This is a genomic window from Pseudomonas sp. 2hn (assembly GCF_019646095.1).
Lineage (GTDB): Bacteria > Pseudomonadota > Gammaproteobacteria > Pseudomonadales > Pseudomonadaceae > Aquipseudomonas > Aquipseudomonas peradeniyensis.
In genome coordinates, this window is sequence record NZ_CP081016.1 from 1,969,866 (window position 1) to 1,995,901 (window position 26,036).

Genomic DNA, 26,036 nt, shown 5'->3' on the forward strand with positions numbered 1-26,036 from the left:
CCGCTCATCCAAGAACAACAACAGAGTACCGATCATGTTCCGAAGTGTTTCCCGTGGGGCCACCTGTGGCCTGCTCTGCGGCTGGTTGCCCGTTGCCGGCGCTGGCGGATTCGTCGACGACGGCAAGCTCAAGCTGCAGCTGCGCAACGTCTATTTCAACGAGAACTTCCGTGACGAGCAGGGCCTGTCCCCACGCGCGGCGGCCTCCGCCAAGCATGAGCGGACCGAGTGGGCACAGGGCTTTTTGCTCGACTACCAGTCCGGGTTCACCCAAGGCACCTTGGGCGTTGGGCTCGATGCCCTGGCCCTGGTGGGCGTGCGGTTGGACTCCGGACGCGGTCGCAGCGGCAGCGGCCTGTTGCCGGTGCACGACGACGGTCGGGCCGCGGACGAATTCAGCAGCGCCGGCCTGACCGCCAAGGCGCGCCTGGGCCAGACCGTGATCAAGCACGGCACCTTGCTGCCCAAGACCCCGGTGCTGGTCTACAACGACGCGCGGTTGTTGCCACAGACTTACCAGGGCACGCAGCTGACCAGCACCGACATCGATGGGTTGAGCCTCACCGCCGGTCACCTGGACAAGTTCAAGTTGCGCGACTCCTCGGACAGCACCGGCTTGTACCTGGATGGCTACAGCGGCAACGCGTCCGGTGATTTCTCCTACGTCGGTGCCGATTATGCGGTGGGCAAGCCGCTGCGCCTGAGCTACTTCCACGCCCAGCTCGACGGCTTCTATCGCCAGGACTTCGCCGGCCTGGTGCATGACCTGTCGCTGGCCGGCGGGGTGCTGACCACCGACCTGCGCTACTTCAGAAGCCGCGACAGCGGTGCCGCCCATGGCGGCGCCATCGACAACGACCTGTACAGCGGGCAACTGGCGTATGCGCATTCCGGGCATACGGTCGGTGCCGGCTACCAGGTGCTTGATGGCGAGGCGGGGCTGCCCTATATCAGCGGCGCAACGGTGTATTCGTTCAGCAACGTCGGTATCGGCAAGTTCATCGAGGAGCAGGAAAAAACCTGGATGGCCAGCTATGCCTACAACTTCGCCGCCGCAGGGGTGCCCGGGCTGACCTTCATGACGCGTTACCTCAGCGGCGACAACGGTCGCGCCGGGGAGGCGGGTATCAAGGAATGGGAGCGTGACGCCGAGCTGGCCTACGTGGTCCAGGGTGGCCCGCTCAAAGGCCTGGGGGTGAGGTTGCGAAACTATGTCTATCGTTCCGACTTCGCCCGAGGTCGCGATAGCAACCGTGTGTACCTGACCTACGACATCGCGCTTTGGTGAGTGTCCATCCTGGGTGGACGGTGCGCGTCCAGGCGTCGGTTGTGGGCATTGATGGCGGGCTTGCCGAGGTCCATCGGCTGCTATCAGCGCGATCAATGTTGGCAGACGATGGCCTGATGTCCCTCTAGATTGCAAAGGCGTGCTGGAAGCCCCGAACAACAATAACGAGGGACCTGACTATGCCCACCGCCACCCAAGCATCCAACGCCTGGCGCATCCTGTTCCTGCTGTTCCTGGCCAACCTGTTCAACTTCTTCGACCGCACCATCCCCGCCATCGTCATAGAGCCGATCCGCCTGGAGTGGCACCTGAGCGACTTCCAGATCGGCATCATCGGCACCGCCTTCACCCTGGTCTATGCCATCGCCGGCCTGCCGCTGGCGCGTATCGCCGACACGGGTTCACGCAGCAAGCTCATGGGCTGGGGCCTGCTGGCGTGGAGCGGGCTGACGGCGGTCAACGGCATGGTCGGCAGTTTCTGGAGTTTTTTGCTGGTACGCATGGGCGTGGGCATCGGCGAGGCCAGCTACGCGCCGGCCGCCAACTCGCTGATCGGTGACCTGTTCCCGGCCGGACGGCGGGCACGGGCGATGGGCATCTTCATGCTCGGCCTGCCGCTGGGCCTGTTGCTGGCGTTCTTCACCATCGGTGCGATGGTCCAGGCCTTCGACAGCTGGCGCGCGCCTTTCTTCATCGCCGCCGTGTCTGGCGTGCTGCTGGCGCTGTTCATCTTCATGATCCGCGAGCCCGCGCGCGGCGCGGCGGAGACGGTGGCCACGGCCCAGGTACAGCTGGACCGCCCCCTGCGCCGGGTGTTGAGCGTGCCCACCTTCGCCTGGCTGGTGCTGGCGGGGTTGACCTTCAACTTCGCCTCGTATGCCTGCAACTCGTTCATGGTGCCGATGCTGCAGCGCTACTTCGCGCTACAGCTGCACGACGCCGCGGTGGCCACCGGGATGATCGTCGGTCTGAGCGGTCTGGTGGGCCTGACCCTTGGCGGCTGGATGGCCGACAAGGTGCACCAGCGCTTTGCCAACGGCCGCCTGGTGTTCGCCGCGCTGAGCATGCTAGTCGCTACCATTTGCACCGCCTGGGCGCTGCATGCCGGGCGCATCGAACTGGGGGTGTTCGTGGCGGTGTTCGGGGTCGGCTGGCTGTTCTCGTACAACTTCTACACCTGCGTGTACACCGCCATCCAGGACGTGGTGCAACCGCGTCTGCGGGCTACGGCCATGGCCCTGTTCTTCGCCGGGCTGTACCTGCTGGGTGGCGGCTTGGGGCCGGTGGTGGTCGGTGGGCTGTCAGATCACTTTGCCGTGGCGGCCATGGTGTCGGCGGGTGAGGTGGCGATGAACGAGGCGTTCAAGGCCCAGGGGCTGCATGACGCGATGTACCTGATCCCTGTGGCCCTGTTGCTGACCATGGTGTTCCTGCTGGCGGCCTCGCGGTGTTTCAGCCGGGATGCGCAGCGGATGCGCGAGGGCATGGCGCTGGATGGCGCAGCGGTGACGGGGCAGGCTGCACAGGCCTGAGTCCCTGTAGTTCGGCCAGATGTTACGGCTCGATCATTATCGATTTTATCGTGGGTGATGCTGAGCCAGCCATTGATCATAGGCTGCCGTCATTGTTCGCCACGTGGTGCCATCGGCCGGCACCAGGTGTTCGATGCGCAGTGAAGCCACCGTGATGTCCTGTGGCATGCCGAAGGTAGTGAAGGTGGACAGAAACCTCAATTCACCTTCGGCAGTCCGCACCCGCGTCAACACCACAGGTGATTGCGGCGTGCCTGCTGTCAATGTGGGCGGGGTGGGCAAGCCTTGCAGCCGCCGCGCCAGGTCAGGATTGCCCACCGCCTCCCTGGCCGCCCGCTGCCAGGCGATCGCCCGTATCTCATCGGCATTGAGCAGATGATCTCCCAGTCCGCCCGGGCGCAGCAGTGTGTCCAGCAGGTTGAGGCCCGAGGCGCTGTTCGTTGGCACACCGGCCATCGCGAACAGCAACCCGACACTGGCATTGGCTGCAGTGATGTCCCAGTTGCTGGCGATGACGATGGCTGGCGCGGGGTTGTTGGCCTGCAGGATGTGCTCCAGCGCGTCGTGCACCATCTTCATGGCTGGGGCGTCGGGTGCCGAGGCTGCATAGCGCGGTGCGTAGCCTGCCGCGAGGAACACTTCGTTGCAGTGTTCGAGCGGCACTTCCAGTGCGCTGAGCAGGGCGTGCAGCGTGCTTGGGCTGGCCTTGGCACGGCCGGTTTCCACGCAGCTCAGGTGGCGTTGCGACAAGCCCGCCAACAGCGCCAGGTCGAGCTGGCTGAGGCCGGCCTGGCGGCGCAGGCGACGCAGGTGTTCTCCGGCATCGGTGATGGCCGGTGTTTGCGTGGGGTGAAAGGGAGAAGGGCTCATGCGTCGACTCTGGCTGTCCTTGGCTGAAGCGTCCATGACCTGTGAGGTCATTGAGGCGGGGACGACTCTATCACTACCGTGAAAGCAGGATCGCGGTCATGGAACGAAACACAATCCTTTGATTTGACTGGGGCTGCGTGGGAGCGGGCTTGCCCCGCGATCACCCGCGTCGCGGGTGCCAGGCTCCGCGGCGCCTGCATCGCGGGGCAAGCCCGCTCCTACAAGTCCCTGCCAAGGAGTCGGACAATGAAAGTCGAATGGATCGCACTGCCCGTATTGGTGTTGTTTACCCTGTACACCGGTTGGACCCTGATGATTGCGGATCAGTCGCTCATCGCCTTTGGCTTGGACCTGATGTCCCGGCCAGATACAGCTCAAGTCGTTATCGACCTGTATGTGATGGCCGGGCTGGGCTGTATCTGGATGGCAAGCGACCAGCGCAAGCGAGGCGGCTCATTGATCGGTGTTTTGCCTTATCTGTTACTGACGGCGATTTTCGTCTCGTTGGGGCCGCTGCTGTACATCGTGGTCAAGAGCTTTGCGCAGAGGCGCGGGGCATGAGCAGCGCGCTGGCGGTCTACGCCTGCTGCGTAGTGGTGCTGTGCTTCAAGATGCTGGCGATTTCCTGCTACCAGGGTTACTTCCGCCTGCGCTTTCTGGCCTTCACCAACAGCGAGGATGCGGCGGTGTTCAAGCGTTCGGCGTGCCCTGCGGAACTGCCGCAGGTAACGCGGGCAATGCAGGCCTGGCGCAACGATCTGGAGAACATCCCGATGTTTCTCGCGTTGGGCGGCCTGGCGGTCGTGATGGAGGCGCCCGTTGTCATCACGGCATGGTTGAGCGGGTTATTCACTGTAACGAGGGTGTCGCATACAGTGACTTACCTGGCGGGCATCCAGCCGTGGCGGACGGTGAGTTATGGCGTGGGGGTAGTCTGTTTGATCGGGTTGGCGGCCTTGGTTATCGAGTCGTTGGCAACGATGCCTTGAAGGCCAGCAGCCAGTGCCTGACTTCAACTGGTACAGAAAACATCCGGCTTTGGCACAAAGAAGCGAGCAAACAATTCCGACTGCGACTTGATGTTCAACTTGGCGTAAATGTTCCGGCGGTGCACTTTCACTGTTTCCGCCGAGAGTGAAAGCTTCCCGGCAATCTCTTTGTTGGAGAAGCCGCTCAGCAGCAGCCTGAGCACATCGCTTTCACGGGTGGTGATCTGCGCGCCCAGCTGGGTCAATGTTTCCTGCCATGGCGGGGTCTCTGCAAGGTCCTTCTCGACATCCACCTCGAAGGCCATGCGCTGGTGCATCAAGGCCGTCACCCAGGGCTTGATCAGGTCGAGGATGGTGATCTGTTCCTGGCTGAAGCGCGCCTTGCTGCCAATGGAGATACACAGCGTGCGGTCGGCGTCGAGCTGAACGTTGTACTGCGCCTCATCGGCCGAGATGTAGTGTGCGAAATACTGGTGGTAGTACTCGGTTTCGAGAAAGTACTCCGGCGCGATATCCAGCAGGTGGAAGAAACCGCTCTGCGGGTTTTCCCGGTTGGCGATGTAGAACGGGTCCAGCAGGTAGAGCCCCTTCACATAACGATGGATGAACGCGTTGACCTCTTCGGCATCCGCCACCTCGGGCAGGCTCACCACTTCCACTTGCTGGCTGGCGAAGATCAGCACCACCCAGTTGTCGATCTGCACGTACTCGTTCAACACCCGAACCAGCGAACTCCAGAACGCCGGACGGTCCAGCTGCATGATCAGCTTGCCGATCGATCGGTGCCAGGCCAGGCTTTGCAGGTCGAACGGCATTATCTACCCCTTTTGGGTTAGGCATTCGCGGGTCAGAGGTAAGTATTCCGAGGTATTTACTATCCGGTCCTGCCCGGTATAGTCGCTCACTGGGCCTAGGATGGCCGTGAAGATACATCGATTCGATAAGGATGTTGCATGAGAAGGTCACGTTTGCGAACCCTTTTTTCGGCCTCGCTGCTCTGCGCAGGGATCAGCACCTCGGTGCTGGCCGCCGAGCCCGGGATGCACCTGTACAACTGGTTCGGGCTGCTCGCGCCGGAGACGCCCAAGGCGTTCGAGCAGGAAACCGGCACCCGCGTGCACATGGACGCGTTCGACAGCGCCGACATCATGCAGAGCAAGGTCATGGCCGGGCGCACCGGGTATGACGTGGTGGTGGCGACCTCCAACGTGCTGCCCAGCCTGATCGCGGCGGGCGTGCTGCAACCGCTGGACCGTGCGCAACTGGGCAACCTGTCGCATATCGACCCCGATATCCTCGCCCAGCTGGCGGTCAACGACCCCGGCAACCGCTACGCGGTGCCCTACCTGTGGGGCACCACCGGCATCGGCTACGACGTCGACAAGGTCAAGGCCGCGTTGGGCGACCAGGCGCCGGTGGACAGCTGGGACCTGATCTTCAAGGAAGAGAACATCAGCAAGCTCAAGTCCTGTGGCGTGGCGATGCTCGACTCGCCCAGCGAGATCATCTCGATTGCCCTGAACTACCTGGGCCTGCCCAGCAACAGCAGCAATCCGGCGGATTACCAGAAGGCGCAAGACCTGCTGATGAAGATCCGCCCCTACGTGCTGTATTTCGACTCGTCGCGCATCGACACCGACATGGCCGACGGCAATATCTGCGCGGTGGTCGGCTGGGCCAACGGCGCCCTGGCCGCCCAGGCCCTCAACGAGAAGAACAACACCGGGCGCAGGATCAACTACAGCCTGCCGCGCGAAGGCGCGCTGGTGTGGTCGGAAAACCTGGTGCTGCTCAAGGATGCGCCCCATCCCAAGGCAGGCATGGCGTTCATCAACTACATGATGCGCCCGGAAGTGATCGCCAAGACCTCGAACCACACCCTGTACCCCAACGCCAACAAGGACGCCACCCAGTTCGTCGAACAGGCGCTGCGGGACAACCCGTGGATCTACCCCGACAAGAAGACGATTGCCACGTTGATCCCGCTCGAGCCGCTGCCGTTGAAACTGGAGCGGATCCGCACGCGGGTCTGGACCAAGGTGAAGAGTGGCGTTTGACCTGAATTGACGTGTCGCCCGCTGCCCGGTGCAAGGGAGTCCCGGACAGCGCGTTGACCAAGGTTGCCTGCGGCCGATTGCTTCAAGCACCAGCGAACACCATCGTCTCGCGGTATCCGGCTGCCCAGCCGAGGCGGGCGGGTCTTGCGTACCTGATTTCATCTTGAGCCGGAGGAGAACAGCGGATGTTCAGCCCAGCCCAGAAGACACACTTGAACTTGACGATCGAAGGCGTGGAGCACGATTTCCAGGTGCTCGGCTACACCGGGGAAGCGGTGGCCAACAGGCCTTTCTTTTTCAACGTGGAACTGGCCAGCGAATGGCCCGACCTGGACCTTGAACGCTTCCTCGACCTCGAGGCGTTCTTCAGCTTCGACATGAACGGCAATGGCATCCATGGGCGGATCTACCACATCGCGCCGATGAGGCAGGCCCCGTGTTCGGCGCGTTACAGGTTGACCCTGGTGCCGCATTTGTCCTACCTGCGTCACCGCATCAACCAGCGGATCTTTCAACAGTTCTCGGTGCCCAGGATCGTCGCCTTGATATTGGAAGAGCATGGGATCGTGGGAGATGCCTATCGCTTCGAGCTGAGTGCGAGCTACCCCGAGCGCGACTATTGCACCCAGTATGGCGAAACGGATCTGCACTTCGTCCAGCGCTTGTGTGAAGAGGAGGGTATTCGCTTCCACTTCCAGCACAGCGCCGAAGGCCATGTGTTGGTGTTTGCCGATGGTCAGGCGGTGCTGCCGTGGGGCGTGCTTTATCGTCCGCCCCTGGTTCATGCCAAACCACGGGTGGTGGAGAACCAGACCGCCGTGGTCATTGCCGTGGAGGATGACGAGAGCCGGTGTGATCGGCGCCTTGCCCGGATTCAGGTCAAGTTTCCCTGGGATCCTGAGGACAGGTTCGACGACAAGAGCTGTTGCTGGTTGTCGGTGGAGTCCGAATGGTGCTGTGAAAGCACTGTCCCACGAACGGGAATGGAAGTCATGGTCACGTTTCTCGGAAACGATCCTGATCAGCCGCGGGTCAGTGGGTGCCTGTGCTGCCGATAGCCTCATTCTGGCTACGGCAGCTTTATCCGAAATCCTCTGCGTCCTGCCCTGTCGTGTGTTCCCTTAGTCGATAACCAGCTCCCATACGCCACTGGCATGCTCGATCCGCTCACCCGGCAACCGGATGCGCTGGTTGGCGCTGTAGTCATGGAAGGCGCGGGCCTTGTCGATCAGCGACAGGTCCAGGGTCACGCTATGCCGCGACTCGCCACGCCCGGCCTCGAACAGCGTTTGGCCATACGGGTCCACCGCCAGGCTCGCCCCCACGAACACGCAGCCATCCGGCCCGTCGCCCACGCGGTTGGCGACCACGGCGAACACCTGGTTCTCCATCGCCCGGGCCATCACCGACACCCGGTGCACATGATCCTCCGGTTCGGCCAGGCCATCGGTGATCAGCATCAACTGCGCGCCCAAGGCCTTCAGCGCCCGTGCCGTCTCAGGGAATTCGCTGTCGTAGCAGATCAACAGACCCAGGCGCACGCCGCGCCATTCGACGGTGGCGAAGCGGTCGCCCGGAACGACGATGCCGTGCTCCGGCAACCACAAGTGGGTCTTGCGGTAGGTGAGCAGGATGCCTTCAGGGGCGATGAACAGGGTGGTGTTGTAGAACGTGCCGCCGTCGTTCTCGTACAGCCCCAGCACCACCGCGACATTGTGCCGGCGCGCTGCCGCGACCACCGCCTGCACGGCGTCACCATCGATGGCTTCGGACAGCATGCCGACGTCATCTGCGGTGAGAAAACCGGTCAGGTGCGACTCGGGGAACAGCAGGATATCGGTGTCCGGCGCGCATTGGGCCAGGGCCTCGAGGATGCCGCGCAGGTTGTGGGCGGTGTCGCCGTCGCGGGTTGTCGTCTGTACCACTTCGATCTTCATGGGCAATCCGTCTCGCTGGGCCCGACCCTTCCGCGGGCGAGTGACATTTGCGAAGGGTGGTGCAAGTATGAAAACAATCATTGGCAAAACAATCACTTCGACGGGTTAACCCGGGGGTAGGGCATGAGCTTGAGCCTGCAGGATCTTTCGTGGCACCAGGGTGTGGGCCAATGCATCGAGCACCTCGACCGGCCGAGCTTCTGGCGCACCCTGGCGACGCTGCTCGGCGACTTCGTCGAGGTCGACACCTGGGTGGCGCTGCTGTTCAGTCACGACAAGCCGTTGATCTTCGACCAGAGCCCTTACGAGCGCGAGGGCATCGACCCGCTGGTGAGCGTGTACGCCAACGGCCTGTACCTGCTCGACCCGTTCTACCTCAGCAGCCGCGAGCGGCCGCTGACCGGCCTGGTGCGCCTGGTCGACGTAGCCCCGGAGCAGTTCCAGCAGACCGACTACTACCGCCTGTACTTCACCCACAACGTAGTCGCCGACGAGGTGCAGTTCAACCTGGCCCTGGGCGATGGGCGCACGCTGTGCCTGTCGCTGGGCGGGCGCTCACGTTTCGACGCCCAGGCCATCGCCCAGCTGGAGCTGGTGCGCCCCTGGCTGATCGGCCTGCTGCGCCAGCGCCTGCACTTCGAGCAACTGCCCGAGCGCGCACCGGCCAAGCCCGCGCTGGGCCTGGCCCAGGGGCGCGACGAAGCACGGCGGCAGCTGGAGTCGGTGCTCACGGCGCGGGAGCTGGACGTGGTGCGGCTGATCCTGTCGGGGCATTCGAACAAGGAGACGGCCATCAAGCTCAAGCTGTCGGCCGAGACGGTGAAGGTCCATCGCCGCAACGTGTATCGCAAGCTGGACGTGAACTCCCAGAGCGAGCTTTTTTCGCTGCTGTTCCTGGCCGGCGAAGACCTCGCCAGCCTGCAACCGGCGCCGTGATTCCCCCGCGCCATTACCCCCAGGTTAATCCTTCGACGTTATAGGAATCCGCACGGGGATCCGCATACTGGGCTGGCAGCTTCCTTGCGAGTGACCACCTGGAAGCCGCGTGAGAGTGGGCTTCGTGGTCGCAGCGTGGGAGCGGATTTCGCGGTCGTCGCGTAGTAGCGGGCTTCGCGGTCGCATCGTGGGAGCGGGCTTGCCCCGCGATCACCGGCAAGGCCGGTGCCATCCACCACATTGCCTGCATCGCGGGGCAAGCCCGCTCCCACGCTGTATTTCCTGCACCTGCACTTGCTGCATCTGCTTAGCGTGCTGCATACCGGCTTGGCAATTTCCTAGAACAATCACAAGAGGATGACCCATGGCTCATTTCGCTCACGGCCCGGCCCGTGGCATCGCCCCTGCGCGCCAGGAGGCCACTCATGCCTGACGCCACCCCTGCAAAACTTTCCCTGACTTCCCTGACCGTCTTCGGCCTGGCCTACATGTGCCCGAGCCTGGCCATGGTGATCTTCGGCGTGATCTCCGAACGCAGCGACGGCATCGCCCCCAGCGCCTTCCTGCTGGCCACCGGCGCCATGCTGCTGTCGGCCCTGAGCTACGCCAAGCTTTCGCGCCTGTTCCCGGTGTCCGGCTCGGCCTACTACTACGCCAAGCGCCTGCTCGGCCCCGGTTGTGGCTTTGTGGTCGGCTGGGCGGTGCTGCTGGCCTACCTGTTCATGCCCATGGTTGCCTGGCTGCTGCAGTCGGTGTTCCTCAACGCCCAGTTCCCGCAGGTGCCCACCTGGGGCTGGCTGCTGATCAACATCGGTTTGACCACGGCGGTGACCGTCAGCGGCATGACCCTGACCGACCGCCTGAACAAAGTGCTCACGGTCTTCAGCATGGCCCTGGTGCTGTTGTTCATTGGCTACTGCCTGCGCTATGTGGCCGGCCAGCCCCAGGTCGGCTTCACCCACCCCGTATGGAACGAGCACAGCACCTTGACCGGCCTCACCGCCGCCGCCGCCATCGCCGCCTATTCGTTCCTCGGGTTCGACGCCGTGACCACCCTGGCCGAGGAGGCCGAGCAGCCCAAGCGCGACATCCCCCGGGCGGTGCTGCTGGTGATCAGCGTGGGCGGGCTGCTGTTCACGGCGGTGGCTTACCTGATGCAACTGAGCCACCCCGGTGGCCAGTTCGCCGACCCAGAGACCGCGACCTACGCACTGTCGATCGAGGTGGGTGGGCAGTTCTTCGCCGACTTCGTCAATCTCGGCGGCATCGTCGCCGGCTTCGCCTCGTGCCTGGCGGTGCAGGTCAGCGCCAGCCGCTTGCTGTACTTCATGGGCCGCGAAGGCGTGCTGCCGCCGCGTTACTTCGCCAAGGTGCAGGGCAGGGCGCGCACGCCGGTGTTCAACCTGCTGCTGATTGCCGGGCTGGGGTTGATCGGGATCGGCGCGGATGTGAGCTCGGCCGCTTCGCTGATCAACTTCGGCGCGTTCCTGGCGTTTGCCGCGGTGAATGTCTGCGTGATTGCGTACTACCTGCGTGAGCGGCGCAAGCAGCGGTTGAGTGGGGTGGGGTTCGTGGTGTTTCCGCTGCTGGCGATTGGGGTAAACCTGTATCTGCTGTCGCTGTTGAGCACGGTGGTGATACTGGCCGGGGTGGCTTGGCTGGTGTGTGGCGGGTTGTACCTGATGTGGTTGACGGCGGGGTTCAGCAAGCCCACGCCGGGGCTTATGGAGGTTGAGACCTGAAAGCGCAGGGTGTCCAGGTCAGGTATCTGGTGGGAGCGGGCTTGCCCCGCGATCAACTGAGATCGAAATAAAACGAGGCATGGCGAGCTATGCCTCAAGCTCCACGACTGAACCCGGCCATGAACTTCTCCATATCGCTTTTGACATCGTTCGCGTTTGCAGTGACTTCTTCAAAAATACTCTTCATAAGCCCATACCCCTGTTCCTTTTCAGAGACTGAAAATGGCGTAGAGCGTGTACTGCCATTCAGACGGAACCAAAATGTGTTGATATCGCGGTCTGGGTCGTAATCAGAGGAGATGATCAAGGTGATTTCCTCGTGAGAAGCAACGAAGCTACCACCCTCGCCAATGCCCCATTGCAAGTCGCCATTTTGAGTGTGGGTCAAGACGAATTGCATAAAACGTTCGAAGTGAGATGGAATCATGCAGGGTCACCTATGTATTCATTTTTTGAAGCCGAATGCATCAGCAGGTCATCTTGCATTCGTTTCAGTGTGTCGATGGTCAGTCTATAGGGATTGTCGGGCGCCCCGGGGTTGGGTTTGGGATACTGGCTTCCCGCATAGTTGGGATTGGTTTTGGTCTTGAGCACTCGGGATTGCACCAGATGCTCGTAGCTATTCAGGATATTCAGGTTTTCTCGGTAACGATCAGGTATCCCGGCTTTTGAGAATGACGAGATGTAGCCTTGTTTGATCCGGGTTATAAAAATGACTGAAACGGCTTTCTTGTTATACAGGTCGCTCAGTGCGGAATTTATTATTTCAATGCAGGCTTGGACTTCATGATGTTCCATTTGACGCTTGAGCCTATTGTGTGAAGCCTCGGCAACGCGAGCCATTTGATGAGCCGCTGAGCCATTGCGTACAATTTCGCATATGGCAACAATCAAGCCGTACAGCGTTAACCAGAATCCCAGGAAGCCCAAGGTGTTGACGTCAGTGTCATGCAATGCTGGGTATTTGTGTGCAGTGAAAAGTGCACCTGCTGTGAGTAGAACCAAGATAGCTATGTACACCAATCGGCTTAAGGGGTTTCCTTTCATGGGGGAGTTCCATTGTTTGTACTGTGCCGGGCCGAACAAGAAAACTGATTATAGTGGCAGGGCAAACTGTGCAGCTGCCCGATAGCGTGACTCGGTGTGTCAGTGCTTTCCCAAACAGCCATGGGGTGGCGCTTCTGTCGTGTCCACCCTCATACAAATCTCCAGAAGTGGCCTTGTGCCGCGATGGGCCGCGACACAGCCCAGGCTATTGCCGGGGCTGCTACGCAGCCCTTTCGCGGCACAAGGCCGTTCCTACAGAGCCCGCATGTACCTTGAGGTCAGTGTTTCATCCCCAACTCCGCATCATCCATCAGCGCCTTGGCCAGCGCGCTCAGGTAATACGATGCCCAGATTAACTGAGGCTTCTCCTCCATGATCCCGGTGATGGTCAGGTCGCACACGCAGCCCATCAACTCCGAAGCCTGTTCCCGAGCGTGCTGGCAAGGGATGCCGGGTTCGATGCAGAACAGCGGGTCGGTATGCTTTTCACCCTGGTAGAACTTGGTCTTGCCCACGGTGGTGTGGGGCGTGCTGTCGTCTGTGCTCATGGCTCAATCTCCCTGAAATGATCGGTGCCTGGGCTTGCGCAATCGCGGGACAAGCCCGCTCCCACGGGTACAGGTGCCACGCCGCATGTGGGTGTGCTGCACATAGATCGCAGCCATGGATCACAGCGTGTTGGGATCACAGCGTGGGAGCGGGCTTGCCCCGCGATTGCGTCAGCCCAGCCAACAAATGACTCAAGCCCTAGTGCAAAGTCCGAGGCTCCACCTGCGGCATCTGCACCTGAATCAACGCCGACTCGAGCAGTACCCGCAGCGCCTCCATTTCATGCATCGCGGCCATGACCAGAATCGACACGGGCGACTTGGGATGCAGCAGAATAGCCTGATGCGCCACAGTCTGCGCGCACAGGGCGTACTCCGTGGCCTGAATGATGGTGTCTTCGAGGGAGTGGTGGTTGTGAGGTGGATCGGGGACGATCTTTAACATAACAATTTCCCTGTGGTGGTGCGGCCACCTGCCTGCTGTCAAACAGTAGGGTGGCAGCTGTACGTGGGTTGACAGACCGGCGGAAATTGCAAAGTTCCGGCGCACGCAAGCGTGCCCGCACGTACAGCTGCCATAAAGGTTGAGCTGCGTGCAATTTGCCGTCACAGCCTGTCAAAGCTGTATCGTTGATGTGCAACGATAGGCCGAGACTAGAGCCCCGCCAGGGCGACCGCAACGGAAAAAAGGCGGCAGAAGTATGTTTGGGAAATGGACTACAGCATAGGGTCTTAATCTGATTTTTCTGGACGACCCACCGCGATACGACGTGATACCAACAAGGCGGACAGCGGTTGCGCGTCCGATGACATTTGAGTTGGCTACGCTGCTTCAGGCGGTCGATGTCGTCCCCAAAAACGCAGCTTCCAACAACTGCCGCGTATACCCATGCCGCGGCTCATGAAATATCGCCCCCGCATCCCCCTGTTCCACCACCTGCCCATGCTTGATCACCATCAACTGATGACTCAACGCCTTGACCACCGCCAGGTCATGACTGATAAACAGATAAGTCAGGTTGTACTTAACCTGCAAATTCCGCAGCAACTCAACCACCTGCCGCTGCACCGTCCGATCCAGCGCCGAGGTCGGCTCATCCAGCAAAATCAGCGCCGGCTTCAACACCAACGCCCGAGCAATCGCAATCCGCTGCCGCTGCCCCCCAGAAAACTCATGGGGATACCGATGCCGCGTCCGCGGATCCAGCCCCACTTCCTCCAACGCCGCAATAATCGCCGCTTCCTGCTCAGCCGGCGTGCCGATCTTGTGAATCCGTAACCCCTCGCCAACGATATCCGCCACGCACATGCGCGGGCTCAGGCTGCCAAAGGGATCCTGAAACACCACCTGCATCTCCCGCCGCAGCGGTCGCACGGCCTTCTGGTTCAGCCCTTCAAGATCCTGCCCATGAAAGCGAATGCCACCCTGGCTGGAAATCAACCGCAGGATGGCTAGTCCCAAGGTGGACTTGCCCGATCCACTCTCGCCAACGATCCCCAGCGTCTGCCCCTGGGGCAGGCTGAAGTTCACCCCATCCACGGCCTTCACATGGTCCACGGTCCGGCGCAGCAGCCCCTTCTTGATCGGGAACCACACCTTCAGGTCCTTCACCTCCAGCAACGGCGCCCCTTCGGCGTTCGCGGCGGGCGCCCCGCTGGGCTCGGCATTGATCAGCATCTGCGTATACGGATGCTGCGGCTTGCTGAACAGCATGGCGCAATCGGCCTGCTCGACGATCTTGCCGCACTGCATCACGCACACCCGGTGGGCGATGCGGCGCACCAGGTTGAGGTCGTGGCTGATCAGCAGCAGGGCCATGCCGAGGCGCGCCTGCAGCTCCTTGAGCAGGTCGAGAATCTTCAATTGCACGGTCACGTCGAGCGCCGTGGTGGGCTCGTCGGCGATCAGCAGTTCGGGCTCGTTGGCCAGGGCCATGGCGATCATCACCCGCTGGCGCTGGCCACCGGACAGCTCATGGGGCAGGGCTTTCAGGCGCTTCTTCGGCTCGGGAATACCCACCAGCTCCAGCAGCTCCAGCGTGCGCGCAGTGGCGGCCTTGCCGGTCAGGCCCTTGTGCAGCAACAGGATCTCGTTGATCTGCTTCTCGATGCTATGCAGCGGGTTCAGCGAGGTCATCGGCTCCTGGAAGATCATCGCAATGCGGTTGCCGCGAATCCGCTGCATGGGCTTCTCGCCCAGGTGCAGCAGGTCCTTGCCGCCGTACTGGATGGTGCCGGAAGGATGCCGGGCCAGCGGGTAGGGCAGCAGGCGCAGGATCGAATGGGCGGTCACCGACTTGCCCGAGCCGCTTTCGCCGACCAGGGCCAGGGTCTCGCCCTTGCGGATGTCGAAGCTGATGCCGTCGACCACGCGGTTGACCTGCTCGCCAGTGACGAACTCCACCGCCAGGTCGCGGACTTCGATCAGGGTGTCTTGGCTCATGTCATTTCCTCGGGTCGAAGGCGTCGCGGGCGGATTCGCCGATGAATACCAGCAGGCTCAGCATCACCGCCAGCACGGCGAAGGCGCTGATGCCCAGCCAGGGGGCTTGCAGGTTGGACTTGCCTTGGGCGACCAGCTCGCCCAGCGACGGCGAGCCGGCAGGCAGGCCGAAGCCTAAGAAGTCCAGGGCGGTGAGGGTGCCGATGGCGCCGGTGAGGATGAACGGCATGAAGGTCATGGTCGAGATCATGGCGTTGGGCAGGATGTGGCGGAACATGATCGGGCCGTTGCGCATGCCCAGCGCGCGGGCGGCGCGCACGTATTCGAGGTTGCGCCCGCGCAGGAACTCGGCGCGCACCACGTCCACCAGGCTCATCCACGAGAACAGCAGCATGATGCCCAGCAACCACCAGAAGTTGGGCTGCACGAAGCTGGCAAGGATGATCAGCAGGTACAGCACCGGCAGGCCGGACCAGATCTCCAAAAAGCGCTGGCCGGCCAGGTCCACCCAGCCGCCGTAGAAACCCTGCAAGGCGCCGGCGATTACGCCGACGATGGAGCTGGCGATGGTCAGCGTGAGGGCGAACAGCACCGAGATACGGAAGCCATAGATCACCCGGGCCAGCACGTCGCGGCCCTGGTCGTCGGTGCCCAGCAGGTTGTCGGTGGAGGGCGGCGCGGGGGCCGGCACTTTCAGGTCGTAGTTGATGCTCTGGTAGCTGTAGGGGATCGGCGCCCACAACACGAAGGCGTCTTTTTTCTCCAGCAGCTCGCGGATGTACGGGCTCTTGTAGTTGGCCTCCAACGGGAACTCGCCGCCGAAGGTGGTCTCCGGGTAGCGCTTGAAGGCGGGGAAGTACCACTCGCCGTCGTAGCGCACGGCAATCGGCTTGTCGTTGGCGATGAACTCGGCGCCCAGGCTGAGCACGAACAGCACCAGGAAGATCCACAGCGACCACCAGCCGCGGCGGTTGGCCTTGAAGCGCTCGAAGCGCCGGCGATTGAGGGGGGACAGGGCCATGTCAGTGCTCCCGGCTGGCGAAGTCGATGCGTGGATCGACCAGGGTGTAGGTGAGGTCGCCGATCAGCTTCACCACCAGACCGAGCAGGGTGAAGATGAACAAGGTGCCGAACACCACCGGGTAGTCGCGGTTGATCGCCGCTTCAAAACTCATCAGGCCCAGGCCGTCGAGGCTGAAGATCACCTCGATCAGCAAGGAACCGGTGAAGAAAATGCCGATGAACGCCGAGGGGAAGCCGGCGATCACCAGCAGCATGGCGTTGCGGAACACATGGCCGTACAGCACCCGCGAACGGCTCAGGCCCTTGGCCTGGGCGGTGACCACGTACTGCTTGTTGATCTCGTCGAGGAAGCTGTTTTTGGTCAGCAGGGTCATGGTGGCGAAGTTGCCGATCACCAGTGCGGTGATCGGCAGCACCAGGTGCCAGAAGTAGTCGAGTACCTTGCCGGCGGTGGAAAGCTCGTCGAAGTTGTTGGAGGTCAGCCCGCGCAGCGGGAACCAGTCGAAGTAGCTGCCGCCGGCGAACAGCACGATCAGCAGGATGGCGAAGAGGAACGCGGGGATGGCGTAGCCGACGATGATCGCCGAACTGGTCCACACGTCGAAATGGCTGCCGTGGCGCACGGCCTTGGCGATCCCCAGGGGGATCGACACCAGGTACATGATCAGCGTGCTCCATAGCCCCAGCGAGATGGACACGGGCATCTTCTCGGCGATCAGGTCGATGACCTTGGCGTCGCGGAAGAAGCTGTTGCCAAAGTCCAGATGGGCATAGTTCTTGACCATGATCCACAGCCGCTCGGGCGCGGACTTGTCGAAGCCATACATGCGCTCGATCTCGGCGATCAGCGCCGGGTCCAGGCCTTGCGCGCCACGGTAATTGGAACCGGCCACCGACACTTCGGCGCCGCCGCCAGCGATGCGGCTGGTGGCACCGTCGAAGCCTTCGAGCTTGGCGATCATCTGCTCCACCGGGCCGCCGGGGGCGGCCTGGACGATGATGAAGTTGATGATCAGGATGCCGAACAGGGTCGGGATGATCAGCAGCAGGCGCCGCAGGATATAGGCCAGCATGTCAATGAGCCTCTTCCACGGCGGGGGCTTCGCTTACGGCAGGCGTGACGTCGGGCTTGATCCACCAGGTGTCGATGCCGATGTCGTACTTGGGCGACACGGCGGGGTGACCGATGTGGTTCCAGTAGGCCACGCGCCAGGTCTTGATGTGCCAGTTGGGGATCACGTAGTAGCCCCACAGCAGCACGCGGTCCAGGGCGCGGCAGTGGTCGACCAGGCTCTGACGCGAATCGGCGTTGATCAGCTGTTCCACCAACTGGTCGATGGCGGGGTCGCGCAGGCCGATGAAGTTGCGGCTGCCGGGGTTGTCGGCGGCGGCGCTGTTCCAGTATTCACGCTGCTCGTTGCCGGGCGAGTTCGATTGCGCGAAGCCGCCGACGATCATGTCGTAGTCCCGCGAACGCAAGCGGGTGATGTACTGCGACACGTCCACGCGGCGGATCTCGAGGTTGATGCCCAGGTCCGCGAGGTTGCGCTTGAACGGTAGCAGCACGCGCTCGAACTGGGTCTGGGCCAGCAGGAACTCGATGCTCAGCGGCTTGCCGTCCTTGTCGACCATCTTGTCGTCGACGATCTTCCAGCCGGCGTCCTGCAGCAGCTTGTAGGCCTGGCGCTGCTGGTCGCGGATCATGCCGCTGCCGTCGGTGACGGGGTTGCGGAAGGCGCCGTTGAACACCTCGTCGGGCACCTTGCCGCGCAGCGGTTCGAGAATCTTCAGTTCGGCGGGCGAGGGCAGGCCGCTGGCGGCCATCTCGGAGTTCTCGAAATAGCTGCCGGTGCGGGTGTAGGCGCCGTTGAACAGCTGCTTGTTGGTCCATTCGAAGTCCAGCAGCAGGCTGATGGCCTGGCGCACGCGGATGTCCTGGAACATCGGCTTGCGCAGGTTGAAGATGAAGCCCTGCATGCCCACCGGGTTGCCGTTGGGGATCTCTTCCTTGATCAGGCGGCCGTCGCGCACGGCGGGCACGTCGTAGGCGGTGGCCCAGTTCTTCGCGCTGACTTCCAGGGCGTAGTCGAACTGGCCGGCCTTGAGCGCTTCGAGGGCGACGGTGTTGTCGCGGTAGGAGTCGAAGGTCATCACGTCGAAGTTGTAGAAGCCGCGGTTGATCGGCAGGTCCTTGGCCCAGTAGTCCTTGACCCGCTCGTAGCGGATCGAGCGGCCGGCCTTCACCTCGGCGACCTTGTACGGGCCACTGCCGAGCGGAATTTCCAGGTTGCCGCGGTTGAAGTCGCGGTTGGCATACCAGTGCTTGGGCAGCACCGGCAGCTGGCCGAGGATCAGCGGCAGCTCGCGGTTGTTGCTGTGCTTGAACTTGAACAGCACCTTGAGCGGGTCTTCGGCGACCACTTCGGCGACGTCGGCATAGTACTGGCGGTACAGCGGCGCGCCGTCCTTGATCAGGGCGTTGAAGGTGAACACCACGTCTTCGGCGCGCATCGGCTGGCCGTCGTGGAAGCGCGCCTCGGGGCGCAGGTAGAAGCGCACCCAGCTGTTGTCGGGGGCCTTCTCGATCTTGCCGGCCACCAGGCCGTACTCGGTGAAGGGCTCGTCCAGGCTCTGGCGCATCAGCGTGTCGTAGATGCTGCCGACGTTGTCGGCGGGCACGCCCTTGTTGATGAACGGGTTGAGGCTGTCGAAGCCGCCGAAGCTGGACTGGCGGAAGGTGCCGCCCTTGGGTGCGTCGGGGTTGACGAAATCGAAGTGCTTGAAGGTGGCCGGGTATTTCGGCTCCTCGCCGTACAGGGTCAGGGCGTGTTGCGGGGCGGCCACGGCCGGGAGCGTGAGGCAGGCCAGCAGCAGGCTGGCGGCCAGGCGGCGCAGGGTGGGCGTCATTTGGCTTTCTCCGAAGTCTTCTTGATCCACCAGCTGTTCAGCCCGAGGGTGTAGGGCGGCGTGGTGACGAAGGCGAACCGGTTGCGGTAGGCCAGGCGGTGATTGTCGAGGTACCAGTTGGGGATCATGTAGTACTGCCATGAGAGTACGCGGTCCAGGGCGCGCGCGGCGGCGATCTGGTCATCGCGGCTGCGGGCGGCGAGCAGGGTGTCGAGCAGGTGGTCGACCACCGGGTCCTTCACGCCAGCATAGTTCTTGCTGCCCTTGGTGGCGGCCTGGCTCGAGTGGAAATACAGCCACTGTTCGAGGCCCGGGCTCAGGGTCTGGTTCAAGGTCATCAGGATCATGTCGAAATCGAACTGGTCGAGCCGTTGTTTGTACTGGGCGCGGTCGACGGTGCGCAAGCGCGCATCGATGCCGATGCTGGCCAGATTTTCGACATAAGGTTGCAGGATGCGTTCGAGGTTCGGGTTCACCAGCAGCAGTTCCATACGGAATGGCTGGCCCTTGCCGTCCACCAGGCGCTGGCCGTTGAGTTTCCAACCGGCCTGGGCGAACAGGTCGAGCGCCTGGCGCAGGGCAGGGCGGCTGATGCCGCTGCCGTCGGTGTGGCTGACCTGGTAGGGCTGGGTGAACAGCTTTTCGGGTAACTGGTCGCGGAACGGCTTGAGCAGCAGCCATTCCTTGCCGGTGGGCAGGCCTGTGGCGGTGAAATCGCTATTAGGGTAATAGCTGGTGGCGCGCCGGTAGGCGCCGTTGAACAGGGCGCGATTGGTCCATTCGAAGTCGAGCATCAGGCTCAGGGCCTGGCGCACCCGTGGGTCGCTGAACGCGGCACGGCGGCTGTTCATGAACAGGCCTTGGGTCTGCGTGGGGATCTGGTGTGGGATCTGCGCCTTGATCACCTCGCCCCGGCGCACGGCGGGGAAGGTGTAGCCATTGGCCCAGTTCTTCGCCTGGTGTTCGATATAGATGTCGAATTCGCCGGCCTTGAACGCTTCGAAGGCCACGGTGGCGTCACGGTAGAACTCGTATTCGACGCGCTTGAAGTTGTACTTGCCGCGGTTCACGGCCAGGTCCTTGCCCCAGTAGTCCTTTACCCGTTCGAACACCAGGCGCCGGCCCGGTTGCACCTCGGTGATGCGGTAGGGGCCGCTGCCCAGCGGCGGGTCGAAGGTGGTGGCCTTGAAGTCGCGTTTTTCCCAGTAGTGCTTGGGCAGCACCGGCATTTCGCCCAGGCGCAGGATCAGCAGCGGGTTGCCGGCGCGCTTGAACACGAAGCGGATGCGCAGCGGGCCTAGGATGTCGACCCGGGCCACTTCCTGCAGGTTGGTGCGGTAGATCGGGTGACCGTCCTTGAGCAGGGTGCGGTAGCTGAAGGCGACGTCGGCGGCGGTGATCGGCACGCCGTCGTGGAAGTGCGCTTCGGGACGCAGGTTGAACACCACCCAACTGCGGTCCTCGCTGTATTCGACGGAGCGGGCGATCAGGCCGTAGCTGGAGGTGGGTTCGTCTCCGGAGGGGTCGTACATGCCGGTGCCGACCATCAGCGGCTCGTTGAGCTCGTTGATGCCGTATTGCAGGAAGTTGGGCGTGGTGACCGGGCTCGAGCCCTTGAAGGTATAGGGGTTGAGCGTGTCGAAGGTGCCGAAGGCCATGGCCCGCAAGGTGCCGCCTTTCGGGGCTTGCGGGTTGACCCAGTCGAAGTGGGTGAAGCTGGCCGGGTACTTGAGCGTGCCGAACTGCGCGTATCCGTGGCTTTCGCTCACCATCGCGACGGCGGGGAAGCTCAAGGCCAGGCTGAGAGACAGCAGGAGGGGACGTATCAAGTCGGCATCCGATCCAGAAGGCGTTGGGCTTGGTTCGGGGTACAGTAACAGCTTGTCTGGAATGGAAAAAGGGCTGGGGCAGGGCGGGTGGGGGTGGCTGCAATGGGGTTGCTTCGCAACCCTTTCGCGACACAAGGCCGCTCCTACAGGGATTGCGCAAACCCTCAGGCTGGTGCAATGCCTGTAGGAGCGGCCTTGTGTCGCGAAAGGGGCGCGAAGCGCCCCCAGAATTCACATCAACGCGACAGGTAAACGGTCAGCGTCTGCCCCGGCTTGAGCGCATGCCCGCTACGCGGATTCCAGCGCTTGAGGTGTTTCATCTCAACGTTGAAACGCTTGGCCACCAGGTAGTACGAGTCGCCCTTGCGCACCTTGTACTGGGTGGACCGCTGCTTCGCGTCGGCCACGCGGTTGGCCGCCGCGCTCGGCGCGTTGCCGCCACGCAGTGCCAGCACCTGGCCGACCTTGAGGCTGTTGCCGCGCAGGCTGTTCCAGCGCTGGATGTCCTTGACCGCGACGCGGTTGGCCTTGGCGATGCTGCCCAGGTTGTCGCCACGCTTGACCCGGTAGCTGCGCGCCGCCGGCGCCTTGGCTTCGGCCAGGGCGGCTTGGAACACAGCCTTGTTCGGCTGCAGGGCGACCAGTTCCTCGGGCTTGAGGTTGGACATGCGGTCGCTCAGCAGCTGCGCCTTGGCGGTGGGCACCAGCAGTTGCTGCGGGCCGTCCACGGTCATGCGCTTCTTGAAGGCGGGGTTGAGCTGGATCAGTTCGTCTTCGTCGATGTCGGCGAAAGCCGCGACGCGGGACAGGTCGAGGCGGTCGTTGATGGCGACGGCTTCGAAATAGGGTTCGTTGGCGATCGGGTTCAGGTTGATCCCGTAGGCGGCCGGGGTGTTGACCACCTGCGACAGGGCCAGCAGCTTGGGCACGTAGTCGCGGGTTTCCTGCGGCAGCGGCAGGTTCCAGTAGTCGGTCGGCAGGCCCAGGCGCTCGTTGCGCTCGATGGCGCGGCTGACGGTGCCTTCGCCGGCATTGTAGGCCGCCAGGGCCAGCAGCCAGTCGCCGTTGAACATGTCGTGCAGGCGGTTCAGGTAGTCCAGCGCGGCGTTGGTCGAGGCGGTGACGTCGCGGCGACCGTCGTAGAAGTTGGTCTGGCGCAGGTTGAAGTGGCGCCCGGTGGATGGGATGAACTGCCACATGCCGGCGGCATGAGCGCGGGAATAGGCCATCGGGTTGTAGGCGCTTTCGATGGCCGGCAGCAGGGCCAGTTCCAACGGCATGTCGCGTTCTTCGAGGCGCTCGACGATGTAGTGCAGGTAAAGGCTGCCGCGCTCGCCGGCGTTCTCGAGGAACGACGGGTTGCTGGCGAACCACAGGCGCTGCTGTTCGATGCGCGGGTTGACGTCCATGCCGTCCTGCAGGGCGAAGCCCTGGCGCATGCGCTCCCAGACGTCCTGGGGCGGTGCTTCCTTGGGTTTGACCACCAGCGGCGCGGGCTTGTGTTTGATCCGCGCCTGGTAGTTGTGCGCGCGAACGCTGTCCGAATCGTCGAGCTGACGGGTGCTCTGGCAGCCGACCAGGGTGGCGGCCAGCGCCAGTGCACTGATCTGTGCCAGTCGCGTCAGGGCGACCGAATGAGCGGTTCTGCGGCTAGGGGAAGACATCGGCTGGAACGGTTATCCGGGCAAAAAAGTTGGGCGATTCTAAAAACCGGCCCCGGCCGGGTCAACCTTTGGGCTTATGTCACGATATATCTTGAGGTTATCAGAACACGTCCTTCCAAGACCTCAAGGCAGCAAAAACAGTGGCTTGGGTGGGGTTGGAATGTCCCTTCCATTCGTCTGCTTTTTGTTTAACGAATGTTTCAGCAGTACGCAAAAACGGGTTGGTCAGGCGCTCGAGGCCGATGGTGGAGGGCAAGCTGATGCGATTGTCGGCGCGCAGGCGGGTAACGTCTTCGAAGCGTTGCAGAACGTGCAGGTTTTCCGGTTCCACGGCACGGGCGAAGCGCAGGTTGCTCAGGGTGTATTCGTGGGCGCAGTACACTTCGGTCTCGGCCGGCAGGGCGGCCAGGCGCTGCAGCGAATGGTGCATCTGCTCGGGCGTGCCTTCGAACAACCGCCCGCAGCCGGCGGCGAACAGGGTATCGCCACTGAACAGTAGCGGCGTGGGCGATTGCGCAGTGTAATAGGCGATGTGGCCGAGGGTGTGTCCGGGCATGGCCAGGACCTCGAAGGTCAGGCCCAGTGCCTGCACCTGTGCGCCGTCCTCCAGGGCGACATCACGGGCCGGGATGCGCTCGTTGGCCGGGCCGTAGACGGTGGCGCCGCTGGCCTGCTTCAGGGCTTCGACACCGCCGACGTGGTCATGGTGGTGGTGGGTGACCAGGATCGCCTCCAGCGCCCAGTCGGGATGCTGGCCGAGCCAGGCGAGCACCGGCCCGGCATCGCCGGGATCGACCACTGCGCAGCGGCGATTGGCAGTATCCTGTAACAACCAGATGTAGTTGTCGTTGAAAGCGGGTAGGGCATCGATCTGTATCATGTGCGGATCCGTATCGCCAAGCCTGGACATTGGGGGCATCTTAGCCGCGATGTCGCGGCCCGAGAACCTTCGAGGGAGAATGCAATGACCGACCAAGCCTTCGCCCAGGCCGACCCCGACTGGGTCGAGCTCATCAGCCTGGCCCGCGACTGGTTCAATGGCCCCCTTGGGCAGTTGATGCTCAAGGAAGAGGAAAAGTTGCTTGAAGAAGAGCTGCGGCGCTTCTTCGGTGGTTACCTGGTGCACTACGGCCCCTGCGCCGAACCTCCGCCCAATGCGCCACAGGTGCAGCGCAACGTGCGCCTCGGTGCGCCACTGCCGGGGGTGGAGATCGTCTGCGAGGAACAGGCCTGGCCGTTGTCGGAGCACGCCGCCGACGTGGTGGTGCTGCAGCATGGCCTGGACTTCAGCCTGTCGCCCCATGGCCTGCTGCGCGAGGCGGCCAGCGCGGTGCGTCCGGGCGGGCACCTGCTGATCGTCGGCATCAACCCGTGGAGCAGCTGGGGCCTGCGGCATTTCTTCAGCCAGGGCGCCTTGCGCAAGGCCCGCTGCATCTCGCCGTCGCGGGTCGGCGACTGGCTCAACCTGCTGGGCTTCGCGCTGGAGAAACGCCGCTTCGGGTGCTATCGTCCGCCGCTTGCCTCGCCGGCCTGGCAACAACGCCTGGCCGGTTGGGAGCGGGTGGCCGGAGGCTGGCAGAGTGCTGGTGGCGGCGTCTACCTGCTGGTGGCGCGCAAGATGGTGGTCGGCCTGCGGCCGCTGCGCCTGGAGCGCCGCGAGCCGATGGGCAAGCTGCTGCCGCTGCCGTTGGCCAAGGTCAACCGCAGCGCCACCCACCCCGATTCCGAAAAGCACTGAACACGAGTGGTACATGAGCGATAGCGTCGAGATCTACACCGATGGTGCCTGCAAGGGCAATCCCGGCCCGGGCGGCTGGGGCGTCCTGATGATTTTCAAGGGCGTCGAGAAGGAACTGTGGGGCGGCGAGCGCGAGACCACCAACAACCGCATGGAGCTGATGGCCGCGATCGAGGGCCTGAAGGCGCTCAAGCGCGAGTGCGAGGTGGTGCTGACCACCGACTCCCAGTATGTGATGAAGGGCATCAACGAGTGGATGACCAACTGGAAGAAGCGCGGCTGGAAGACCGCCGCCAAGGAGCCGGTGAAGAACGCCGACCTGTGGATGGCCCTCGATGAGCAGGTCAACCGGCACAAGGTGACCTGGAAGTGGGTGCGCGGGCATATCGGCCACCCGGGCAACGAGCGGGCTGACCAGTTGGCCAATCGTGGGGTCGACGAAGTACGCGCCCAGCGTTGATTGTGTTGCGGGTCATCGCGGGGCAAGCCCGCTCCCACAGGGTGAGCACTGCCTGCGTGGGAGCGGGCTTGCCCCGCGATGGCCGCAAAGCGGCCCCGATTTCGTTATACTCCCACCCTGAATTCAAGCACCGCCAGTTGGAGTCCCCGCGTGGAGCAGCAGCAAGACAAACGGTTCGTCATCCTCGACACCGAGACCACCGGCATGCCGGTGGCCGAAGGCCACCGCATCATCGAGATCGGTTGCGTCGAGGTCATCGGCCGGCGCCTGACCGGGCGGCATTTTCACGTCTACCTGCAGCCCGACCGCGACAGTGACGAGGGCGCGATCAACGTCCACGGCATCACCGACGCCTTCCTGGTCGGCAAACCGCGTTTCGGCGACGTGGCCGAGGAGTTCTTCGAGTTCATCCAGGGCGCCACCCTGGTCATCCACAACGCGGCGTTCGACGTCGGCTTCATCAACAACGAGTTCGCGCTGATCGGCCAGCAGGACCGCGCCGACATCTCGCAGCACTGCCCGATCCTCGACACCCTGATGATGGCGCGCTCGCGCCATCCGGGGCAGCGCAACAGCCTCGATGCGCTGTGCAAACGCTACGGCATCGACAACTCCGGCCGTGAGCTGCACGGCGCACTGCTCGACTCGGAACTGCTGGCCGACGTCTACCTGGCGATGACCGGCGGCCAGACCAGCCTGTCGCTGGCGGGGGATGGCGCGCAGGGCGAGGATGGGCAGGCCAGTACCGGCAGTGAGATCCGTCGGATTACCGGTCGTGCGGCGGGTAAGGTGATCATGGCCAGCGAGGAAGAGCTTGAGGCCCATGCCGAGCGCTTGGCGGCCATTGCCAAGTCAGCCGGTGGGCCGGCGATGTGGCAGGCGTTGACCGAGACACCTGCCAGCTGATTTGCCAGCAGTACTGGCCCTTTCGCGGGTAAACCCGCTCCCACAGGCTATCCCCGAACCTGTGGGAGCGGGTTTACCCGCGAAGAGGCCGGCACTGACGACACCAGCCTCAACTACCCT

The 26,036-nt window shown here is 63.1% G+C and carries 25 protein-coding genes; 11 read left to right on the forward strand and 14 right to left on the reverse strand.

The features are described from left to right. The first annotated feature begins 34 nt into the window (after positions 1 to 34). Both K2O50_RS08995 and K2O50_RS09000 read left to right on the forward strand, forming a co-directional pair. On the forward strand, positions 35 to 1,288 hold the full coding sequence (locus K2O50_RS08995) for an OprD family porin (protein ID WP_050704954.1): 1,254 nt from the start codon (positions 35 to 37) through the stop codon (positions 1,286 to 1,288). A gap of 179 nt (positions 1,289 to 1,467) precedes the next feature. After that, positions 1,468 to 2,820 (forward strand): MFS transporter, encoded by a 1,353-nt coding sequence (locus tag K2O50_RS09000; RefSeq protein WP_050704955.1) that lies wholly within the window; start codon positions 1,468 to 1,470, stop codon positions 2,818 to 2,820. 45 nt (positions 2,821 to 2,865) lie between these two features. Here K2O50_RS09000 and K2O50_RS09005 read toward each other — a convergent pair whose 3' ends face one another. Next, positions 2,866 to 3,690, reverse strand: a complete 825-nt coding sequence (locus tag K2O50_RS09005; protein ID WP_050704956.1) for a helix-turn-helix domain-containing protein — start codon at positions 3,688 to 3,690, stop codon at positions 2,866 to 2,868. A 246-nt stretch (positions 3,691 to 3,936) separates the two neighbouring features. Between K2O50_RS09005 and K2O50_RS09010 the strand changes: the two genes are divergently transcribed. Then, a complete protein-coding gene (locus K2O50_RS09010) occupies positions 3,937 to 4,251 on the forward strand; it encodes a hypothetical protein (protein WP_050704957.1) in 315 nt (104 codons plus the stop codon). Continuing rightward, on the forward strand, positions 4,248 to 4,679 hold the full coding sequence (locus tag K2O50_RS09015) for an MAPEG family protein (protein ID WP_050704958.1): 432 nt from the start codon (positions 4,248 to 4,250) through the stop codon (positions 4,677 to 4,679). Before K2O50_RS09010 ends, K2O50_RS09015 begins: the two co-directional genes overlap by 4 nt. A gap of 23 nt (positions 4,680 to 4,702) precedes the next feature. Here the strand turns inward: K2O50_RS09015 and K2O50_RS09020 are convergent, their stop codons facing one another. Beyond that, on the reverse strand, positions 4,703 to 5,494 hold the full coding sequence (locus K2O50_RS09020) for a response regulator transcription factor (protein WP_050704959.1): 792 nt from the start codon (positions 5,492 to 5,494) through the stop codon (positions 4,703 to 4,705). Between the two features lie 138 nt (positions 5,495 to 5,632). Here K2O50_RS09020 and K2O50_RS09025 point away from each other — a divergent pair, with 138 nt between their 5' ends. Both K2O50_RS09025 and K2O50_RS09030 read left to right on the forward strand, forming a co-directional pair. Then, positions 5,633 to 6,736, forward strand: coding sequence for a polyamine ABC transporter substrate-binding protein (locus tag K2O50_RS09025; RefSeq protein ID WP_023629237.1), 1,104 nt, complete (start codon positions 5,633 to 5,635; stop codon positions 6,734 to 6,736). 185 nt (positions 6,737 to 6,921) lie between these two features. Beyond that, positions 6,922 to 7,794: a contractile injection system protein, VgrG/Pvc8 family gene (locus tag K2O50_RS09030; RefSeq protein WP_050704960.1), complete on the forward strand. Its 873-nt coding sequence runs from the start codon at positions 6,922 to 6,924 to the stop codon at positions 7,792 to 7,794. Positions 7,795 to 7,857: 63 nt separating this feature from the next. Here K2O50_RS09030 and K2O50_RS09035 read toward each other — a convergent pair whose 3' ends face one another. Then, the gene (locus tag K2O50_RS09035; protein WP_050704961.1) at positions 7,858 to 8,673 is read right to left on the reverse strand and encodes a carbon-nitrogen hydrolase family protein; all 816 of its coding nucleotides are present in this window, start codon (positions 8,671 to 8,673) and stop codon (positions 7,858 to 7,860) included. A gap of 123 nt (positions 8,674 to 8,796) precedes the next feature. Here K2O50_RS09035 and K2O50_RS09040 point away from each other — a divergent pair, with 123 nt between their 5' ends. Together K2O50_RS09040 and K2O50_RS09045 are read left to right on the forward strand one after the other, a co-directional pair. Next, the gene (locus K2O50_RS09040; RefSeq protein WP_050704962.1) at positions 8,797 to 9,609 is read left to right on the forward strand and encodes a LuxR C-terminal-related transcriptional regulator; all 813 of its coding nucleotides are present in this window, start codon (positions 8,797 to 8,799) and stop codon (positions 9,607 to 9,609) included. Between the two features lie 425 nt (positions 9,610 to 10,034). Next, on the forward strand, positions 10,035 to 11,351 hold the full coding sequence (locus K2O50_RS09045; RefSeq protein ID WP_050704963.1) for an APC family permease: 1,317 nt from the start codon (positions 10,035 to 10,037) through the stop codon (positions 11,349 to 11,351). Positions 11,352 to 11,445: 94 nt separating this feature from the next. Here K2O50_RS09045 and K2O50_RS09050 read toward each other — a convergent pair whose 3' ends face one another. The 11 genes from K2O50_RS09050 to gloB form a co-directional block, all read right to left on the reverse strand. After that, complete coding sequence (locus K2O50_RS09050) at positions 11,446 to 11,778, reverse strand: hypothetical protein (RefSeq protein ID WP_050704964.1); 333 nt, start codon at positions 11,776 to 11,778, stop codon at positions 11,446 to 11,448. Then, on the reverse strand, positions 11,775 to 12,398 hold the full coding sequence (locus tag K2O50_RS09055) for a hypothetical protein (protein ID WP_156329607.1): 624 nt from the start codon (positions 12,396 to 12,398) through the stop codon (positions 11,775 to 11,777). Before K2O50_RS09055 ends, K2O50_RS09050 begins: the two co-directional genes overlap by 4 nt. Before the next feature lie 278 nt (positions 12,399 to 12,676). Then, positions 12,677 to 12,946 (reverse strand): DUF3077 domain-containing protein, encoded by a 270-nt coding sequence (locus K2O50_RS09060; RefSeq protein ID WP_050704966.1) that lies wholly within the window; start codon positions 12,944 to 12,946, stop codon positions 12,677 to 12,679. 199 nt (positions 12,947 to 13,145) lie between these two features. Beyond that, positions 13,146 to 13,391: a hypothetical protein gene (locus K2O50_RS09065; RefSeq protein ID WP_050704967.1), complete on the reverse strand. Its 246-nt coding sequence runs from the start codon at positions 13,389 to 13,391 to the stop codon at positions 13,146 to 13,148. Positions 13,392 to 13,778: 387 nt separating this feature from the next. After that, positions 13,779 to 15,389 carry an ABC transporter ATP-binding protein gene (locus K2O50_RS09070; RefSeq protein WP_050704968.1) on the reverse strand — a complete coding sequence of 537 codons (1,611 nt, stop codon included), beginning with the start codon at positions 15,387 to 15,389 and terminating at the stop codon, positions 13,779 to 13,781. A 1-nt stretch (position 15,390) separates the two neighbouring features. After that, positions 15,391 to 16,410, reverse strand: coding sequence for an ABC transporter permease (locus K2O50_RS09075; RefSeq protein WP_028690523.1), 1,020 nt, complete (start codon positions 16,408 to 16,410; stop codon positions 15,391 to 15,393). A gap of 1 nt (position 16,411) precedes the next feature. Then, positions 16,412 to 17,485, reverse strand: a complete 1,074-nt coding sequence (locus tag K2O50_RS09080) for a microcin C ABC transporter permease YejB (protein ID WP_050704969.1) — start codon at positions 17,483 to 17,485, stop codon at positions 16,412 to 16,414. Between the two features lies 1 nt (position 17,486). Beyond that, on the reverse strand, positions 17,487 to 19,319 hold the full coding sequence (locus K2O50_RS09085) for an extracellular solute-binding protein (protein WP_050704970.1): 1,833 nt from the start codon (positions 19,317 to 19,319) through the stop codon (positions 17,487 to 17,489). Next, entirely contained in the window at positions 19,316 to 21,148 is a 1,833-nt protein-coding gene (locus tag K2O50_RS09090) for an extracellular solute-binding protein (RefSeq protein WP_218188890.1), read from the reverse strand. Before K2O50_RS09090 ends, K2O50_RS09085 begins: the two co-directional genes overlap by 4 nt. Before the next feature lie 236 nt (positions 21,149 to 21,384). Then, entirely contained in the window at positions 21,385 to 22,812 is a 1,428-nt protein-coding gene (locus K2O50_RS09095) for a lytic transglycosylase domain-containing protein (RefSeq protein ID WP_050704972.1), read from the reverse strand. Between the two features lie 100 nt (positions 22,813 to 22,912). Beyond that, positions 22,913 to 23,692: a hydroxyacylglutathione hydrolase gene (gene gloB / locus K2O50_RS09100; protein WP_050704973.1), complete on the reverse strand. Its 780-nt coding sequence runs from the start codon at positions 23,690 to 23,692 to the stop codon at positions 22,913 to 22,915. 84 nt (positions 23,693 to 23,776) lie between these two features. On the opposite strand from gloB, the gene K2O50_RS09105 reads away from it, so the two are divergent. The 3 genes from K2O50_RS09105 to dnaQ all read left to right on the forward strand — a co-directional run bounded on the left by K2O50_RS09105 (position 23,777) and on the right by dnaQ (position 25,916). Continuing rightward, positions 23,777 to 24,550, forward strand: coding sequence for a class I SAM-dependent methyltransferase (locus K2O50_RS09105; RefSeq protein WP_028690528.1), 774 nt, complete (start codon positions 23,777 to 23,779; stop codon positions 24,548 to 24,550). A gap of 13 nt (positions 24,551 to 24,563) precedes the next feature. Next, complete coding sequence (gene rnhA / locus K2O50_RS09110) at positions 24,564 to 25,010, forward strand: ribonuclease HI (RefSeq protein ID WP_050704974.1); 447 nt, start codon at positions 24,564 to 24,566, stop codon at positions 25,008 to 25,010. A gap of 150 nt (positions 25,011 to 25,160) precedes the next feature. Continuing rightward, positions 25,161 to 25,916, forward strand: coding sequence for a DNA polymerase III subunit epsilon (gene dnaQ / locus K2O50_RS09115; protein WP_050704975.1), 756 nt, complete (start codon positions 25,161 to 25,163; stop codon positions 25,914 to 25,916). Positions 25,917 to 26,036 lie beyond the last annotated feature (120 nt).

Bases quoted from the DNA above. Each gene is read 5' to 3' on its own strand.
- K2O50_RS08995 (WP_050704954.1), top strand. From the start codon at position 35: ATGTTCCGAAGTGTTTCCCGTGGGGCCACCTGTGGCCTGCTCTGCGGC.
- K2O50_RS09000 (WP_050704955.1), top strand. From the start codon at position 1,468: ATGCCCACCGCCACCCAAGCATCCAACGCCTGGCGCATCCTGTTCCTG.
- K2O50_RS09005 (WP_050704956.1), bottom strand. From the start codon at position 3,690: ATGAGCCCTTCTCCCTTTCACCCCACGCAAACACCGGCCATCACCGAT.
- K2O50_RS09010 (WP_050704957.1), top strand. From the start codon at position 3,937: ATGAAAGTCGAATGGATCGCACTGCCCGTATTGGTGTTGTTTACCCTG.
- K2O50_RS09015 (WP_050704958.1), top strand. From the start codon at position 4,248: ATGAGCAGCGCGCTGGCGGTCTACGCCTGCTGCGTAGTGGTGCTGTGC.
- K2O50_RS09020 (WP_050704959.1), bottom strand. From the start codon at position 5,494: ATGCCGTTCGACCTGCAAAGCCTGGCCTGGCACCGATCGATCGGCAAG.
- K2O50_RS09025 (WP_023629237.1), top strand. From the start codon at position 5,633: ATGAGAAGGTCACGTTTGCGAACCCTTTTTTCGGCCTCGCTGCTCTGC.
- K2O50_RS09030 (WP_050704960.1), top strand. From the start codon at position 6,922: ATGTTCAGCCCAGCCCAGAAGACACACTTGAACTTGACGATCGAAGGC.
- K2O50_RS09035 (WP_050704961.1), bottom strand. From the start codon at position 8,673: ATGAAGATCGAAGTGGTACAGACGACAACCCGCGACGGCGACACCGCC.
- K2O50_RS09040 (WP_050704962.1), top strand. From the start codon at position 8,797: ATGAGCTTGAGCCTGCAGGATCTTTCGTGGCACCAGGGTGTGGGCCAA.
- K2O50_RS09045 (WP_050704963.1), top strand. From the start codon at position 10,035: ATGCCTGACGCCACCCCTGCAAAACTTTCCCTGACTTCCCTGACCGTC.
- K2O50_RS09050 (WP_050704964.1), bottom strand. From the start codon at position 11,778: ATGATTCCATCTCACTTCGAACGTTTTATGCAATTCGTCTTGACCCAC.
- K2O50_RS09055 (WP_156329607.1), bottom strand. From the start codon at position 12,398: ATGAAAGGAAACCCCTTAAGCCGATTGGTGTACATAGCTATCTTGGTT.
- K2O50_RS09060 (WP_050704966.1), bottom strand. From the start codon at position 12,946: ATGAGCACAGACGACAGCACGCCCCACACCACCGTGGGCAAGACCAAG.
- K2O50_RS09065 (WP_050704967.1), bottom strand. From the start codon at position 13,391: ATGTTAAAGATCGTCCCCGATCCACCTCACAACCACCACTCCCTCGAA.
- K2O50_RS09070 (WP_050704968.1), bottom strand. From the start codon at position 15,389: ATGAGCCAAGACACCCTGATCGAAGTCCGCGACCTGGCGGTGGAGTTC.
- K2O50_RS09075 (WP_028690523.1), bottom strand. From the start codon at position 16,410: ATGGCCCTGTCCCCCCTCAATCGCCGGCGCTTCGAGCGCTTCAAGGCC.
- K2O50_RS09080 (WP_050704969.1), bottom strand. From the start codon at position 17,485: ATGCTGGCCTATATCCTGCGGCGCCTGCTGCTGATCATCCCGACCCTG.
- K2O50_RS09085 (WP_050704970.1), bottom strand. From the start codon at position 19,319: ATGACGCCCACCCTGCGCCGCCTGGCCGCCAGCCTGCTGCTGGCCTGC.
- K2O50_RS09095 (WP_050704972.1), bottom strand. From the start codon at position 22,812: ATGTCTTCCCCTAGCCGCAGAACCGCTCATTCGGTCGCCCTGACGCGA.
- gloB (WP_050704973.1), bottom strand. From the start codon at position 23,692: ATGATACAGATCGATGCCCTACCCGCTTTCAACGACAACTACATCTGG.
- K2O50_RS09105 (WP_028690528.1), top strand. From the start codon at position 23,777: ATGACCGACCAAGCCTTCGCCCAGGCCGACCCCGACTGGGTCGAGCTC.
- rnhA (WP_050704974.1), top strand. From the start codon at position 24,564: ATGAGCGATAGCGTCGAGATCTACACCGATGGTGCCTGCAAGGGCAAT.